Raw genomic sequence first — 14864 nt, forward strand, 5'->3', positions numbered from 1 at the left:
GCCCCACACGGACCCCCGCGCCGCACCCACGCGCACCGCGCCCGCCGCACCCGCGCCCGCCGCACCCGCCACACCTCGCCCCACACCGGTGCGCCCCACACCCGCGCGCCCCGCGCCACCCCGCCCCGCACCGGCGCCCCCCGCACCCGCGCGCACCGCACGCCCCACACCCGCGGAGCGGCGCGCCCCTCGCACAACCGGCGTATCCGGCAAAGCCGATACGCCGGGCGCGCGACGGCTCGTCCCGGCGTGCGTACGGGGCTGGAGGCGGTTCCGAACGCGCCGTAGGCGATCTCGCACACCGCCTCCCGGACGGATCCGGCCCGGAAGGAGTCGGGCCACCCTCGCTTACCCATCCAGCCTGGGATGGTTTGCGGGGGTACGCCCTGTTCTACTGAGCCAATTGAGGCAGGCTCAGATAACTACGCTCTGTAATCGATGATCCCGTTCGATCAATTGGGTGCAGCATCCGGCACGGAGGGGTACATCGATATCGAAGGAACGGTCACTCCGCTTCCCGCCCCCATTTCACGTGCCAAGAATCACCACCGTGACAGTGGCTCAGGCCCGCTACGAACCTCTATGATCGCCACATTTCCAGCATAGGAACCGCTTCCGGTGGTTCCCTCCACACCTCCCCGACTACCTGTGCGAGACGACTGCGATGCGGGAGCAAGCTGAAGGCGGACCTTTGGTCAGCCCGGAAAGCGAGCCCGCGGAGTGCTCCAGAGACGTCACGGAGTGTGACAATCCGATCCCTGGAAGCGCCGCCGCGGAGCTCCGCGACTATCACGCCGCTTTCAACGCCGCGCGGACCGCCATGGCGTTGGTCGACCGCGACGGCCGACTGCTGGCGGCCAACCCGGCGCTGGGCTCGCTGCTCGGCGCCGACCCGGCCCGGCTGGCCGACCGCCGGGCCGCCGAACTCGTCGGACTGGGCGGCGACGAACGAGCCCAGGACGCCTACCAGGACGTGCTGCGCGGCGCCCGGGGCCGACTGCGCAGGACCTGTCGCCTCAAAAGCCGTGACGGCCAAGGGATGTGGGCTGAGGTCACCGTCGAGTCGCTGAGCCAACGCGACCAGGACGCGCGGTCCGCGGGCGCGCTGGTGTCCGTGGAGGACGTGACCGAGCAGCGTGAACTGGCGGCCAGGCTGCGGCACTTGCAGATGCACGACCCGGTGACCCGGCTGCCCAACCGCGCGCTGTTCTTCGAGCGGCTGTCGGCCGCGCTGCGCTCTCCGAACAGCGGCCGGGTGGGCATCTGCTACCTCGACCTGGACGGCTTCAAGGCGGTCAACGACACGCTGGGGCACGCCATCGGCGACCGGCTGCTGGCCGCGGTCGCCACCCGGCTGCTCGCCTGTGTCGCCGAGGGCGGCCATCTCGCCGCCCGGCTCGGCGGTGACGAGTTCGCCCTGCTGGTGGAGGACTCACAGGACACCGAGCAGTTGGTGGCGCTCGCCGACAGCGTATTGGCCGCGCTGCAAAGGCCGTTCGACCTTGAGGGGCACCGGCTGGCGGTCTCCGCGAGCATCGGCGTGGTCGAGCGGCCCGCCGCGGGCACCTCGCCGACCTGTCTGATGCAGGCCGCCGACACCACGCTGTACTGGGCCAAGGCGGACGGCAAGGCGCGCTGGACGCTGTTCGACCCCGAGCGCAACGCCCACCGGATGACCCGCCAGTCACTGTCGAGCACGCTGCGACAGGCGGTGGAGCGCGGGGAGTTCGTGCTGGAGTACCAGCCGCTGGTCGCGCTGTCCGGCGGGACGCTGCGCGGGGTGGAGGCGCTGGTGCGCTGGGAGCACCCGCAGTTCGGCAGGTTGGCGCCGAATCGCTTCATCGGCCTTGCGGAGGAGAACGGCTCGATCGTCCAACTCGGCCACTGGGTGCTCGTCGAGTCCTGCCGACGGGCCCGGGCCTGGCAGAAGGACCACCCGGACGAACCGCTGTTCGTCAGTGTCAACGTGGCGGTGCGTCAGGTGTGGGACTCCGACCTGGTGACCGATGTGGCGGAGATCCTGCACGAGACCGGACTGCCCCCGGAACTGCTGCAGTTGGAGCTGACCGAGTCGGCGGTGATGGGCTCGGCGGGACAGCCGTTGCAGACGTTGCACGCGCTGAGCGAGATGGGCGTGCGGATCGCCATCGACGACTTCGGCACCGGCTATTCGAACCTGGCGTATCTGAGCCGACTCCCGGTCGCCGCACTGAAGTTGGACGGTTCGTTCGTGCGGGGCTTCCGTTCGCCCGAGCACCCGAATCCGGCGGACGAGACGATCGTGGTGGCGCTGGTCGACCTGGCGCACCGGCTCGGCCTGACCGTCACCGCGGAGTGCGTGGAGAACGCGGAACAGGCCGAGCGGCTGCGGCGGATCGGATGCGACACCGGGCAGGGGTGGTTCTACTCCCGCCCGGTCGCGGCGGAGCGCATCACCGCGATGCTGGGCGGGCGTTGAGCTGCTCAACGCCCGCCAAGACGTCTTGGGGGGTCGCGGTGGGTTTGGCACCGCCGGTCCGGCACGTCGTGGTTGCTCGCCATCGCGGGGGAATCTTGTTACGCGCGTCAGCCCCCTCGGGCCAAGGGCGGCGGACCGCACCGGAGGTGTCTCCTCAGCAGGCGCCGAGGTCCTGCCAGACGCCCCACTGGCCGGTGGTGCCGGGCTGTTCGCCCTGTGTCCACCACTTGGCCTTCCAGGTGTGCCCGCCGTACGAGACGGTGTTGCCCGCGGTGTAGATCGCGGACTTGTCCCAGGGCGCGGCGGTGCAGGTGCCCGGCGAGGTCGGGGTGGGGGTCGGCGTCGGGGTGGGTGTCGGGGTCGGAGTGGGCGTCGGGGTGGGGCTGGGGCTCGAACTGCAAGACGCCGCCGAGCCGTTGGTGTCGTTGACGGTGTCGTTGAACAGCGAGGCGCTCTGGTCCAGGTCGTAGAGCGAGAACATCATGGTGCCGCCGAGCCCGTTGCAGTGCAGGTAGTCGGCCTTGGCCTGGAGGGACTGGGCGTCCTCGCCGGACCAGAAGTTGTTGCCGTCGTAGAAGTAGGCCGCCTGCGCCGCCGGGTCCCAGAAGGTGTCGCCGGGGTTGTCGACGACCCCGGTCAGCTCCTTGTACATCCTGATGCCGGGTACGTTCCCGGAGTCCGCGGAGCCGTCGGCCGGTCCGGTCGCGCTCTGGAAGAGACCGTGGTCACTGCCCGCCGGCACGCCGGTCCAGCCCCGGTAGTAGAACGGCACCCCGAGGTTGAGCTTGGCCGCCGGGAAGCCGCCGGGGATGCCGTACTGCGTGTCGCCCGCGGTGTAGGCCTTGATCGCGGCGTCGTCGGAGTACTTCCCGGTGCCGGGGGCGACGGGCTTGCTGGGGTCGTTGGGGTTGTCGTAGAGCGGCGCGGCGTGGTTCGTCGGTCCGGTGGCGTCCCAGGCGCCGTGCATGTCGTACGTCATGACGTCGCCGAAGGTCAGGTACTGGCCGATCTTGTCGGTCTCCACGTTGGAGATCTTGTCCTGGCCCGCGGGGAGCGCGGCGGACAGCGCGTAGCTCCTGCCGTCGGCCTGGCCCTGGGCGTCCAGCTCCGAGCGGAACTCGGCGAGCAGCGCGGTGTAGTCCTGCTTGTCGGCGCTGCTGGAGTGGTTGCCGAGGTGACCGCCGCCGCCCGGGTACTCCCAGTCGATGTCGAAGCCGTCGAAGATGCCCTTGGCGGTGCCGGGACCGCCGTAGCCGCCCTGCGAGGGCAGGTTGCCCTTGATGAACATGTCGATGCAGGACGAGACGAGCTTCTTGCGGGATGCGTCGGTGGCCGCCGCGTCGGAGAAGAACTTGGAGTACGTCCAACCACCCAGTGAGAGCAGCACCTTCAGGTGCGGGTTCTTCGCCTTGAGCTCCTGGAGCTGGTGGAAGTTGCCCGCGATCGGCTGGTTCCAGGTGTCGGCGGTGCCGTCCACGCTGATGTCCGAGCCGAAGGACTTCTGGTAGTCGGCGAACGAGTCCTCGGCGCCGTCACCGGCGTTGGGGTCGTTCTCACCGCCCGGATCGGGGTCGGTTGCCTTGGTGGTCTCGAAGCAGGTGAGGTTGGTCGGGTCGATGTTCTCGAAGTCGTAGAGGAGGTAGTCGAGTTTGCCCGCCATCCCCTCACTGTCGACGTTCTTGAGGTAGAAGGCGTTCTGGTAGATCGACCACTGGTCGTAGTACGCGACCTTCAGGCCACCGCTGGTGGCCGCCGCGCCGGTGGTGTTGGACGCGGGTGCGGCGTGAACCGCGGGCCGGGGGGCCGATGAGGCGTCGGCCTGCGCGGCGACGCCGAGACCGGCCGCGGCCAGGGCCAGCACGGACAGCGCGGCCGTCAGTGGTCTGCTGGGGCTACGGGAGAAGCGCACGTGGGGGACCTCCTGAGCAGGGTGGAGGCCGGGTGGGGGGCAGCGCCCCCGGCATTTCACCGGCTGTTCATGGAGATACCGACCGGTCAGGTCCGCGTCAATGGTCTGGACTAATCTTGGACTAGACCAATCTCCGAGCGGCAAGCGGTCCAGGCCGGTGGGACACCGCCCACCGACCTGGACCACCAGTTGGGCCTGGATGCGTCAGCCGCGCACGTCGGGCAACTCGTAGGCGTCCGCGATCAGTTCGAACGAACGCAGCCGGGCGTCCGGGCTGTGCACGCTGGACGTGATCATCAACTCGTCGGCGCCGGTGCGCTTCTGCAGGGCGTTCAGCCGCTCGCGCACCGTCTCCGGCGTGCCGTACTCGACGTTCGCCAGCCAGGAGTCCATGAAGTCCCGCTCCATCGGGCTGAACGGATACGCCTCCGTCTCGTCCGCACTGGGCACAAGTCCAGGGCGGCCGGTGCGCAGCCGCAACATCGCCAGCCCGGCGGTCAGCACCTGGCGGCGGGCCTCCGTCTCCTGCGCGGCGGCGAAGGCCTGCACGCCGATCAGCGCGTACGGGCGGTCGAGCACCGCCGACGGGCGGAAGGCCTCCCGGTACAGCTCCAGCGCCGGAACCGTGTTCCGCGCCGAGAAGTGGTGCGCGAAGGCGAACGGCAGCCCCAACTCGCCCGCCAGCCGGGCGCTGAAGCCACTGGACCCGAGCAGCCACACCGGCGGCCGGTGCGGCGACTGCACCCCGCCAGCCGCGCTGCCCTGCACCGGTCCCGGTACGGCGTGGATCCGCCGGTACGGGTGGCCGTCGGGGAAGTCGTCGTCCAGGAAGCGGATCAACTCGGCGAGCTGGCGCGGGAAGTCGTCGGCGCCCTCGTTCAGCGCGTCGGTACGGCGCAGCGCCGCCGCCGTGGCGCCGTCGGTGCCCGGCGCACGGCCGAGCCCGAGGTCGATCCGGCCGGGCGCCAGCGCCTCCAGGGTGCCGAACTGCTCGGCGATGACCAGCGGCGCGTGGTTCGGCAGCATGACGCCGCCGGAACCCAGCCGGATGCTGTCGGTGTGCGCGGCGATGTTGGCCAGGATCACGGCCGGGGAGGAGCTGGCGACCCCGGGCATGGAGTGGTGCTCGGCGACCCAGAACCGCTGGAACCCGCGGGCCTCGGCCAGCCGCGCGAGCGCCGCGCTGGTGCGCAGCGCATCCGTGGCGGTCAGACCGCTGCCGACGGTCGCCAGGTCCAACACGGACAACGGCACGGGCGCGGTCCCCCGCACCGTCCCGCGAATCTCGTCCCGGTTCCGCCGCTCATCAGCCACGACGCCGCGCCTCCCAGTCGTCTTTCGGTCCACTGGGGGCTGCTAACCGGATGGTGGCTCCGGTTTATTCCCGCGTCCACCCTCCCGCCGCGACGGGGAGCGCCCAGCACCCCGAGCGGACCGGCGGCCAACGCACTCACCGCGCCCCAGTGGCGTCCCCACCTCCCGCGGCGGCGAACAGCGCACCCAACCCCGAGCGGCGGCGATCCGCGCCGATCAGCCGCAACCCCTCCCACACCGTGACCTGGTTCGCGGTGAGTACCGGCTTGCCGACGGCGGCCTCAAGGTCGTCCAGCCAGGCGGCCGTGTGCAACGCGGTGTCCGGCAGCAGCACGGCCTCCGCGTCCGGATGGTCACCACCGCGGGCCAACCGCAACACCTCCTCGCGCCCCCAGGTGCCGACCTCCGCGGCGGTCACGATGCCGCTGCACCGGGCCCGCACCACCTCGGCCCCCGCCTCGGCGAGGAACGCCGCGAAGCGCCCGGCCACCTCCCGTGGATACGTCGCCGCCACCGCGACCCGCCGCACCCCCAGCGCCCGTACCGCGTGGGCGAAGGCGAAGGAGGTCGAGGACGCGGGCAGTCCCGCGACCCGGGACAGCTCCCGCACCTGTTCGCCCGCGCCCGCCCAGCCGAAGACGAAGCTGGCCGAGGTGCACGCCCAGACCACGGCCCGCACCCCGGTGCCCGCCAACTGCCGTGCGCCGTCGGCGAGTCGGGGCGCCGAGCCCATCTCAAGGAGCGCGTCGACGCGGTGTGCGTCCTCGCCGATGTCGGTGTGCACCAGCGGCAGCGGAACCGGTGGCCCGGACGCGGCGAGCAGCCGTTCCAGCCGTGGATAGTCGTCCTCCGCGGAGTGGCCTGGGTAGAGAAAGCCAACGGCCATACGGCCCCTTTCCCGAGGTGTCGCCGGTACCCGTCAGGTGATGAGCGGATCCTCCGGTGGCGGCGGTTCAAGCGCGTCGTACGCCTCCGTCTCGACGAACGGCTGTCCGGCCAGGGCGACTTCGGGCAGCACCGGGGCCGCCGGAAACGGCTCCACCGGCAGCCCCACCACCAGTCCGGTCCCGGCCCGTGCCGAGGCGTCCAGCAGCGCCTGGTACGGGCCGACGGCCGCCGCGCCGATGCGGCGCAGCGCCTCCCACATCGTCACCTGGTTCGCGGAGAGCACCGGCAGCCGCAGCTCCGCCTCCAACTGCGGAATCACGTCGTACGTCGGCAGGTTGGTGCAGCTGATGAACAGCGCGTCGGCGGCGCCCACCACCGCGCTGCGGGCCATGTCCACCACATCGCGGTACGGCACCTGCCAGATCCGCCGGGTCAGCCCGAGGTAGGCGCGCCCGGTGACCGCGATCCCGGCCTCGCGGAGAAAGGCCTCCAGGGAGTCGGTCACCGACCTGGTGTACGGGGTGACCACGGCGACCCGCCGGGCACCGATCTCGGCCAGCGCGGCCAGCAGCGCGCCCGAGGTGGTGACCGCGGGCAGCGCCACCCCCGACGCCTGGCTCATCGCCGCGGTCATCGCCCGCTCCCCCGCCAGCCCGCCGACGAAGCTGCCGGAGGTGCACGCGTACGCCAGCGACTCGGGCTGCACCGCGTGCAGCGCCCGTACCACCTCCCGCAGCGTCTCGTGCTCGCTGACGATCCGGGCCATGTCGAGGCTGACCTCGACCGGTACGAACGGCGTGCGCGTCAGGTGCAGCGACACCTCGTCCGGCACCCAGCGCCACAGCTCGCGGTCGAGGGCGAAGTCGAACGGCGCTACGACACCGACACCGCGCTGCGGCAACGGCCCGCCGAGGAAGGCGATGTCCAACGAGGGTCCCCTTTGCGGACGCATGGCGGAATGAGGGGCCAAGGACGACAAGTGGTATGGACAGGTGGATTGTTGACACGGTAGATACGGATTCTTAGCGTGGTCAATCCATCCACCGGACAACGAACGCCAGCGGACCGGAAAGGGCGGGTGGACGGGATTTCCACGCTACTCGTGCTCGGTGACGAACCACCCCGGCGGCTGGACCGGCTGCCGGGCGGAACCCGTGTGGTGCGGGCCGATCCGCGACGGCTGCGAGAGCAGCTGGCCACCGCGGACGTGGTGCTGGTATGGGACTTCACCTTCGACGCGCTGCGCACGGCGTGGCCGGAACGAGGCCGGGTGCCGGCCTGGGTGCACACCGCGAGCGCGGGCGTGGACCGGCTGGTCTTCCCCGCGCTGGTCGCCGCGCCGACCGTGCTGACCAACGCCCGTGGCGTCTTCGAGCAGCCGATCGCCGAGTACGTCACCGGACTGGTGCTGGCCCTGGCCAAGGACTTCCACGGCACCTGGGAGCTGCAACGGCAGCGCCGGTGGCGGCACCGGGAGACGATGCGGGTGGCCGGATCCCGTGCGGTGGTGGTGGGCGCCGGTCCCATCGGGCGGGCGGTGGCCCGCACCCTGGCGGCGCTGGGCGTGCGGGGGGAGCTGGTGGGCCGCACCGGGCGGGACGATCAGGAGTTCGGCCGGATCCGGGGGCGCGCGGAACTCGCCGCGTCGCTGGCGGAGGCGGACTGGGTGGTGTGCGCGGCGCCGCTCACCGAGGAGACCCGGGGGATGTTCGACGCGGCGGCGTTCGCGCGGATGAAGGGTTCGGCCTACTTCGTCAACGTCGCCCGCGGCCCGCTGGTGGTCACCGACGACCTGGTCAAGGCGCTGCTGGGGCGGCGGATCGCCGGTGCGGTGCTGGACGTCTTCGAGGACGAGCCGCTCGGCCACGACCACCGGTTGTGGGACGTGCCGGGTCTGCTGGTCTCGCCGCATATGAGCGGGGACACCTTCGGCTGGCGCGATGAGCTCGCCGAGCAGTTCCTGGAGAACTTCGCCCGCTGGACGTGCGGGCAGCCACTGCTCAACGTGGTGGACAAGCGGCTGGGTTATGTGCCCGTGCCCTGAACAGGAGGCCCCTTTCGATGACCGACCTGTACGAGCTGACCGCCTGTCAACTCATCGCGGGCTACCGCTCCGGCGCGTTCTCTCCGGTGGAGGCGGTGCGCTCGGTGCTGGAGCGCGTCGAGGCGGTCAACGGCACGGTGAACGCGTTCTGCCGGGTGGACGCCGAGGGCGCGCTGGAGGCTGCCAGGGCCTCCAGGGAGCGCTGGGGGCGCGGGGAGCCCCTGGGGCTGGTGGACGGGGTGCCGACGTCGGTCAAGGACCTGCTGCCGCTGCGCGGCGCGCCGACGCTGCGCGGTTCGCGCACCGTCGACCCGGCGGGTGGCCCGTGGGACCAGGACGCGCCGTCGGTGGCCCGGCTGCGCGAGCACGGCGCGGTGTTCATCGGCAAGACGACCACCCCGGAGTTCGGCTGGAAGGGCGTCACCGATGGCCCGTTGTACGGCGTGTCCCGCAACCCGTATGACTCCGGGCGCACTTGTGGCGGCTCCAGCGGCGGCAGCGCGGCGGCGGTGGCCCTGGGCGCGGGGCCGTTGAGCCTGGGCACGGACGGCGGCGGGTCGGTGCGGATTCCCGCCGCCTTCTGCGGCGTGTTCGGGTTGAAACCCACCTACGGTCGGGTGCCGCTGTATCCGGCCAGCGTGTTCGGCACGCTGGCGCATGTGGGACCGATGACCCGCGACGCGGCCGACGCCGCGTTGATGATGGACGTCATCAGCGCGCCTGACTGGCGGGACTGGTCCGGGCTGCCTCCTCGAACGGACGGTTTCCGAGACGAGTTGGACGGTGGGGTGGCCGGGCTGCGCATCGCGTACAGCGCTGATCTGGGCGGTGCGGTGTCGGTGGCGCCCGCGGTGGCGGCGGCGGTGCGCCGGGTGGCGGACCGGTTGTCGGAGCTGGGGGCGCGGGTGGAGGAGGCGCATCCGCCGTTCACCGACCCGGTGGAGGCGTTCCATGTGCTGTGGTTCAGTGGTGCGGCGCGGCTGGTGGAGCGACTCGACCCGGCGCAGCGGGAGTTGCTCGATCCGGGCCTGGCTCAGATCGCCGAACAGGGCGCGCGCTACAGCGCGTTGGACTACGTGCGCGCCACCGAGGTGCGGATGGCGCTCGGCCACGCCATGGGGGGCTTCCACCGCACGTACGACCTGCTGCTGACCCCCACCGTGCCGTGCACCGCCTTCGAGGCGGGTCTGGAGGCGCCGCCGGACGCGCCCGGCCGCCGGTGGACGAGCTGGACCCCGTTCACCTACCCGTTCAACATGACCCAGCAGCCGGCCGCCACGCTGCCCTGCGGCACCGATCCCCAAGGCCTGCCCATCGGCGCCCAGTTGGTGGCCGCCCGGCACGCCGACGCCCTGGTGCTACGCGCCGCGCACGCGCTCACGCCCGCCGGAAGGTGAGCGTCTCCCCCAGCGCCCCGCCCCGCCACAGGTCGTGCGCCGCCGCGGCCATCCGGTCCAGCCCGTCCACCACCGTGCCCCACACAGTGCCGGGCACGAACCCGGTGTCGGCGTTCAGCAGTAGGTTGTTGCGCTCGTAGAACAGCGCCAGGTCCACGACCTGGGAAAGCCCGGCGTGCCCGGTCGCACTGCCGTAGCCGTGACTCGCCGTGCCCAGTTGGGTGTCGCTGAACGAGAAGTACATCAGGTCACCCGGGATCGGGGTGATCGTCGGGTTCTCCAGCGGTGGTTCGCCGCCCGCGAACGCGGGCAGCAGGGTGTAGATCTCGTTGCGCGCGTACTTGGCGTGGTACACGTCGCCCGCCAACGGCAGCGCGTCCCAGACCGCGGCACAGGTCAGCGGCGCGCGGTCGTCCAACAGCCGCACCCGGCAGGCCACCGCCCGCTTGGCGAGCCCGACCTCGACGAACCGTTCCGGTTCCACCAACTCCACCTCCAGCGCTGTGTCCTCCACACCGCCTTCCCCCGCACGAGCGACCCCAAAGCTCGCTTCGGTGACCGATAAGTGATGGTTGTAGTTGAACTATGACCTATATGGCTATCAGGTAGGTTCGAAGGAGACCACTTCACCAACAGCGACCAGCAGGAGCAGCGCCCCTTCATGAGCAGCAGGAACAGTTGGCAGAACAAGCAGTCGGCACGTGAGCGGCTGAAGACCGAGCGGGCGCGTCAGGCGCGCCGGTCCAAGCTGCGCCGCCGCCTCGGCATCGGCGCGGTCGCCGTCGCGGCGATGGTCGCGGCCGCCGCGGGCGTGGTGTTCGCCAGCTCGGCCTCCGGCTCCGACGAGCACGACGACTGGGCCCGAATCCCCGCCGACGCCGCGGCGAAGCCGCTGAAGACGCCGCGCAACGTGGCCGCCGACGGCATCACCGTCCCGTATGGCGATCCGCGCAACGGCAGGGTGCTGGCGGTCTACGAGGACCCGCGCTGCCCGATCTGCAAGATGTTCGAGCAGGCCGACGGCGACGAGGTGCGCGCGCTCGCCGACCAGGGCAAGTACCGCATCGAGTACCACACCGCCACGTTCCTGGACCGCACCGAGGACGAGCACGGCTCCAAGACCGCGCTCGCCGCCCTCGGCGCCGCGCTCGACCAGGGCGGAGTGCCGAAGTACCTGGCGTACAAGAAGGTGCTCTTCGAGAACCAGCCCGAAGAGGCGACCGACCGCTTCGCCGACACCAACTACCTGCTGGACCTGGCCGCGAAGGTGCCGGGCCTGAAGACCCCGGCGTTCGAGCGCGAGGTCCGTGAGGGAACGTTCATCCCGTGGGCGGTGAAGACCGGCAAGGCCTTCAACAACGCCAAGGGCCGCGACGGCAAGCCGATCGGCGGCACCCCGTCGGTACTGCTGGGCGGCGCACGGCTGAACGTGCTGACCCAGACCGGACCGGTGTCCCCCAAGGACTTCGCGGCCGAGGTCGAACGCGCGCGCTGACCGCCGCCGTCCGGCCAACCCGTGACCGGCGCACGGTCACGGGTTGGTTTCGGCGCTCATACCCTCCGCGAGCCCGGGTAGCCGCGCGGCCATGACGCGCGCCACCTCGTCAGGGCGCGATGGCACAACCGCGCCTGGAGGAGCATGAGTTACCAACAGCACACCCATCGCGCCACCACCCCCGGGCTCACCAGACGCGGCCTGCTCGGCGCCCTGGGCCTGACCGCGCTGGCCACCGGATGCAGCCGGGTGTCCACCGCCGACGCCACCGACGGCGGCAACCTGCTGGAGCGGCTGCGCGAACAGGGCACCGTGCGGCTGGGGATAGCGGGCGAGATCCCGTTCGCGTACATCGACCGCGACGGCCGGCTGACCGGCGAGGCACCGACCGTCGCCAAGGCCATCTTCACCAGACTCGGGGTGCCGCACACCCAGCCGGTGCCCATCGACTTCGGTTCGCTCATCCCCGGGCTGCGCTCGAACCAGTTCGACGTCATCGCGGCCGGGATGTTCATCAACCCCACCCGCTGCGCGCAGGTGCTCTTCTCCGACCCGGACTACCAGGTGCAAGAAGCACTGATCGTCCCCAGGGGCAATCCGAAGAAGCTGCGCACCTATGCGGACATCGCCAGGACAGGCGCCTCCATGGGAGTGGCCACCGGCGGCATCGAGATTCAGTACGCGAAAAGCTACGGCGTTCCCAGCGGCAAGATTGCCATCTACAACGACCAGCTCAGCGGCCTGGAGGGAATCGAGGCCGGTCGTATGGACTGCTTCGCCGGAACCAGTCTGACGCTGCGCAATCTGCTGGCTACCGGAAGTCATCCGAAAGTGGAGATGACCGAGCCGTTCATTCCGGTGGTCGGCGGCAAGAAGCAGTACGGCGCGGGCGGTTATGGATTCAGGCCCGGCGAGACCCGGTTGCGCGACGCGTTCAATTCCCAGCTGCACCGGCTGCGTGACAGCGGTGAACTCCTCCGGCTGATCCGGCCGTTCGGCTTCACCGAGACCGAGTCGACCACGCTCACCGCGAGGGAGTTGTGCGGCTGATGACCACCGGACTGTGGGAACTGCTCTTCAAGGGCCTGTGGGTCACCGTCCAACTCACCGTGTTCAGCGCCGCGTTGGCGGGTGTCATCGCCTTCGCGGCGGGGCTCGCCCGGCTGTCCCGGTTCTGGATCGTGCGCTTCGTCGCCGGTGCCTACGTCGAGTTCTTCCGCGGCACCTCCGCGCTGGTGCTGATGTTCTGGCTGTTCTTCGCGCTGCCGCTGCTGGGCTGGCAGTTGGCCGCGCTGTGGGCGGGCACGCTGGCGCTCGGGCTGTCCTACGGCGCGTACGGCTCAGAGGTGGTGCGCGGGGCGATCCGCGCGGTTCCGGTGGCGCAGCGGGAGGCGGCGATCGCGTTGAGCTTCACACCGTGGCAGCGGATGCGGCTGGTGATCCTGCCGCAGGCGGTTCCGGAGATGGTGCCGCCGTTCTGCAACCTGCTGATCGAACTGCTCAAGGGCACCGCGCTCGCCTCGATCCTGGGCATCGGTGAACTCGCCTTCGGCGCCCAGTTGGTGCGGCTGGCGACCGGGCAGAGCGCCGAGGTGTACGGGATCATCCTGGCGATGTACTTCGTGGTCGCGTTCGTGATCACCCGCGGCATGCGGCTGCTGGAACGGCGCGCCAAGGCCTCGGTCGGCCGGGTGCCGCGACCCGATCTGACCAGCGCCAAACGGGTACCGCCAGGAGCGGTCGACACCGGAGTGGGCACGGTCGGGGGTGGTTCGCGATGAGGACCTGGGACTGGTCGTACACCGGACACGTACTGCCCGACCTGCTGCGCGGACTGCTGGTCACCCTGGAGGCCACCGCGCTGGGTTCTGTCCTGGCCTTCGCGCTGGGACTGGTGTGGGCGCTGGCGTTCCGCGCGCCGACCCGCTGGGTGCGCTGGCCGGTGGGCGCGGTGGTGGAGTTCGTCCGCAACACCCCGCTGCTGGTGCAGTTGTTCTTCCTCTTCTACGTGCTGCCCACCACCGGACTCACCTTCTCGCCGCTGACCACCGGGGTGATCGGGCTCGGGCTGCACTACTCGACCTACACCGCCGAGGTGTACCGGGCCGGGATCGACGGGGTGCCGCCCGGGCAGTGGGAGGCGGCGACCGCGCTCAGCCTGCCGCGCCGCCGCACCTGGACCGCGGTGATCCTGCCGCAGGCGATCCGCCGGGTGGTTCCGGCGCTCGGCAACTACGTCATCGCGATGTTCAAGGACACCCCGATGCTCGCCGCCATCACCGTGCTGGACATGCTCAAGCAGGCCGAGGAGGCGGGCGCGGAGTCCTTCCGCTACACCGAGCCGATCACCGTGGTCGGCCTGCTGTTCGTGCTGATCGCGTACCCCACGTCCCTACTGATGCGAGCCCTGGAGCGCCGTCTTGGCAACTGAGATCCCCCACCAGACCACGTCCGACGCCGAGTTGGTCCGCTTCGAGCAGGTCACCAAGCGCTTCGGCGACACCACCGTCCTGGACCGGCTGGACTTCAGCGTCGAGCAGGGCAAGCACGTCACCCTGATCGGCCCGTCCGGCTCCGGCAAGACCACCATCCTGCGGCTGCTGATGACGCTGCTCACCCCGGACGAGGGGCGCATCCTGGTCGGCGGGCGACCGCTCGACAAGGAGGTGCGCAAGGGCATCGGCATGGTCTTCCAGCAGTTCAACCTGTTCCCCAACATGCGGGTGCTGCGGAATGTCACCGAAGCGCCGGTGCACGTCCTCGGACTGAGCAAGGATGAGGCCGTGGAGCGCGCGAAGGGCCTGCTGGAGATGGTGGGCCTCGGTGACAAGCTGGACGCCTATCCGACGCAGTTGTCCGGCGGGCAGCAGCAGCGGGTGGCGATCGCGCGTGCGCTGGCGATGCGGCCGCGGGTGCTGCTGTTGGACGAGGTCACGTCCGCGCTCGACCCGGAGCTGGTGGCCGGGGTGCTGGACGTGCTGCGGGACATCGCGCGCAGCACGGACATCACCATGCTGTGTGTGACGCACGAGATGAACTTCGCACGGGACATCTCCGACCGGGTTCTGATGTTTGACGCGGGACGGGTGATTGAGTCCGGTCCACCGGAGCGGATTTTCGGCGCGCCGGAACACGAACGCACCCGGGAATTCCTCAGCGCGGTCCGCTGAACTGGCCGAATACCACGGTTATCCGATGGGTGCCCATCAGGTGCCCGGGATAATCCAACGGACCGTACCAGGATCGTTCCTGACTCAGGCATATGCCAACGTGATACGTGCCTGCATATACCCGCGAGAACCCTCATCGAAGTGCGCAACCAGGGCTCTTGGCACTCCGGTTGGGGCTATCGTGGAAGC

At 70.6% G+C, this 14864-nt stretch carries 14 protein-coding genes; 8 read left to right on the top strand and 6 right to left on the bottom strand.

Translation table 11 applies throughout. The features are described from left to right. Window positions 1-356: hypothetical protein (locus tag NON19_RS10205; RefSeq protein WP_255926536.1), on the bottom strand; the 356-nt coding region annotated here is incomplete at its 3' end. A 308-nt stretch (window positions 357-664) separates the two neighbouring features. On the opposite strand from NON19_RS10205, the gene NON19_RS10210 reads away from it, so the two are divergent. Further along, window positions 665-2458, top strand: coding sequence for a putative bifunctional diguanylate cyclase/phosphodiesterase (locus tag NON19_RS10210; protein WP_255926538.1), 1794 nt, complete (start codon window positions 665-667; stop codon window positions 2456-2458). A 154-nt stretch (window positions 2459-2612) separates the two neighbouring features. Here the strand turns inward: NON19_RS10210 and NON19_RS10215 are convergent, their stop codons facing one another. The 4 genes from NON19_RS10215 to NON19_RS10230 all read right to left on the bottom strand — a co-directional run bounded on the left by NON19_RS10215 (window position 2613) and on the right by NON19_RS10230 (window position 7497). After that, window positions 2613-4367, bottom strand: coding sequence for a glycosyl hydrolase family 18 protein (locus tag NON19_RS10215; RefSeq protein ID WP_255926540.1), 1755 nt, complete (start codon window positions 4365-4367; stop codon window positions 2613-2615). A 204-nt stretch (window positions 4368-4571) separates the two neighbouring features. Further along, the gene (locus tag NON19_RS10220; protein WP_255926542.1) at window positions 4572-5681 is read right to left on the bottom strand and encodes an LLM class flavin-dependent oxidoreductase; all 1110 of its coding nucleotides are present in this window, start codon (window positions 5679-5681) and stop codon (window positions 4572-4574) included. Between the two features lie 136 nt (window positions 5682-5817). Further along, complete coding sequence (locus NON19_RS10225) at window positions 5818-6567, bottom strand: maleate cis-trans isomerase family protein (protein ID WP_255926544.1); 750 nt, start codon at window positions 6565-6567, stop codon at window positions 5818-5820. 33 nt (window positions 6568-6600) lie between these two features. Then, entirely contained in the window at window positions 6601-7497 is an 897-nt protein-coding gene (locus NON19_RS10230) for a maleate cis-trans isomerase family protein (protein ID WP_255926546.1), read from the bottom strand. 150 nt (window positions 7498-7647) lie between these two features. Here NON19_RS10230 and NON19_RS10235 point away from each other — a divergent pair, with 150 nt between their 5' ends. After that, a complete protein-coding gene (locus NON19_RS10235) occupies window positions 7648-8613 on the top strand; it encodes a D-2-hydroxyacid dehydrogenase (RefSeq protein ID WP_255926548.1) in 966 nt (321 codons plus the stop codon). A 17-nt stretch (window positions 8614-8630) separates the two neighbouring features. Beyond that, window positions 8631-10010 carry an amidase gene (locus tag NON19_RS10240; RefSeq protein WP_255926550.1) on the top strand — a complete coding sequence of 460 codons (1380 nt, stop codon included), beginning with the start codon at window positions 8631-8633 and terminating at the stop codon, window positions 10008-10010. On the opposite strand, the gene NON19_RS10245 is transcribed toward NON19_RS10240, so the two are convergent. Beyond that, the gene (locus tag NON19_RS10245) at window positions 9991-10524 is read right to left on the bottom strand and encodes a DUF3830 family protein (protein ID WP_372514066.1); all 534 of its coding nucleotides are present in this window, start codon (window positions 10522-10524) and stop codon (window positions 9991-9993) included. The genes NON19_RS10240 and NON19_RS10245 overlap by 20 nt on opposite strands. A gap of 147 nt (window positions 10525-10671) precedes the next feature. Between NON19_RS10245 and NON19_RS10250 the strand changes: the two genes are divergently transcribed. The 5 genes from NON19_RS10250 to NON19_RS10270 all read left to right on the top strand — a co-directional run bounded on the left by NON19_RS10250 (window position 10672) and on the right by NON19_RS10270 (window position 14675). Continuing rightward, window positions 10672-11505 carry a DsbA family protein gene (locus tag NON19_RS10250; RefSeq protein ID WP_255926552.1) on the top strand — a complete coding sequence of 278 codons (834 nt, stop codon included), beginning with the start codon at window positions 10672-10674 and terminating at the stop codon, window positions 11503-11505. Window positions 11506-11649: 144 nt separating this feature from the next. Continuing rightward, the gene (gene ehuB, locus NON19_RS10255) at window positions 11650-12555 is read left to right on the top strand and encodes an ectoine/hydroxyectoine ABC transporter substrate-binding protein EhuB (RefSeq protein ID WP_255926554.1); all 906 of its coding nucleotides are present in this window, start codon (window positions 11650-11652) and stop codon (window positions 12553-12555) included. Further along, window positions 12555-13286: an ectoine/hydroxyectoine ABC transporter permease subunit EhuC gene (gene ehuC, locus NON19_RS10260; RefSeq protein ID WP_255926556.1), complete on the top strand. Its 732-nt coding sequence runs from the start codon at window positions 12555-12557 to the stop codon at window positions 13284-13286. Before ehuB ends, ehuC begins: the two co-directional genes overlap by 1 nt. After that, window positions 13283-13936 carry an ectoine/hydroxyectoine ABC transporter permease subunit EhuD gene (gene ehuD, locus NON19_RS10265; RefSeq protein WP_255926558.1) on the top strand — a complete coding sequence of 218 codons (654 nt, stop codon included), beginning with the start codon at window positions 13283-13285 and terminating at the stop codon, window positions 13934-13936. The genes ehuC and ehuD overlap by 4 nt, the downstream gene beginning before the upstream one ends. Beyond that, complete coding sequence (locus NON19_RS10270; RefSeq protein WP_303653559.1) at window positions 13926-14675, top strand: amino acid ABC transporter ATP-binding protein; 750 nt, start codon at window positions 13926-13928, stop codon at window positions 14673-14675. Before ehuD ends, NON19_RS10270 begins: the two co-directional genes overlap by 11 nt. Window positions 14676-14864: the final 189 nt, after the last annotated feature.

The sequence above is a fragment of the Streptantibioticus rubrisoli genome, from assembly GCF_024436055.1.
GTDB classification, from domain to species: Bacteria; Actinomycetota; Actinomycetes; order Streptomycetales; family Streptomycetaceae; genus Streptantibioticus_A; species Streptantibioticus_A rubrisoli.

Coding starts and splice junctions, on each gene's coding strand:
- NON19_RS10250 (WP_255926552.1), top strand. CDS start 10,672: ATGAGCAGCAGGAACAGTTGGCAGAACAAGCAGTCGGCACGTGAGCGG.
- ehuC (WP_255926556.1), top strand. CDS start 12,555: ATGACCACCGGACTGTGGGAACTGCTCTTCAAGGGCCTGTGGGTCACC.
- ehuB (WP_255926554.1), top strand. CDS start 11,650: ATGAGTTACCAACAGCACACCCATCGCGCCACCACCCCCGGGCTCACC.
- ehuD (WP_255926558.1), top strand. CDS start 13,283: ATGAGGACCTGGGACTGGTCGTACACCGGACACGTACTGCCCGACCTG.
- NON19_RS10240 (WP_255926550.1), top strand. CDS start 8,631: ATGACCGACCTGTACGAGCTGACCGCCTGTCAACTCATCGCGGGCTAC.
- NON19_RS10210 (WP_255926538.1), top strand. CDS start 665: ATGCGGGAGCAAGCTGAAGGCGGACCTTTGGTCAGCCCGGAAAGCGAG.
- NON19_RS10225 (WP_255926544.1), bottom strand. CDS start 6,567: ATGGCCGTTGGCTTTCTCTACCCAGGCCACTCCGCGGAGGACGACTAT.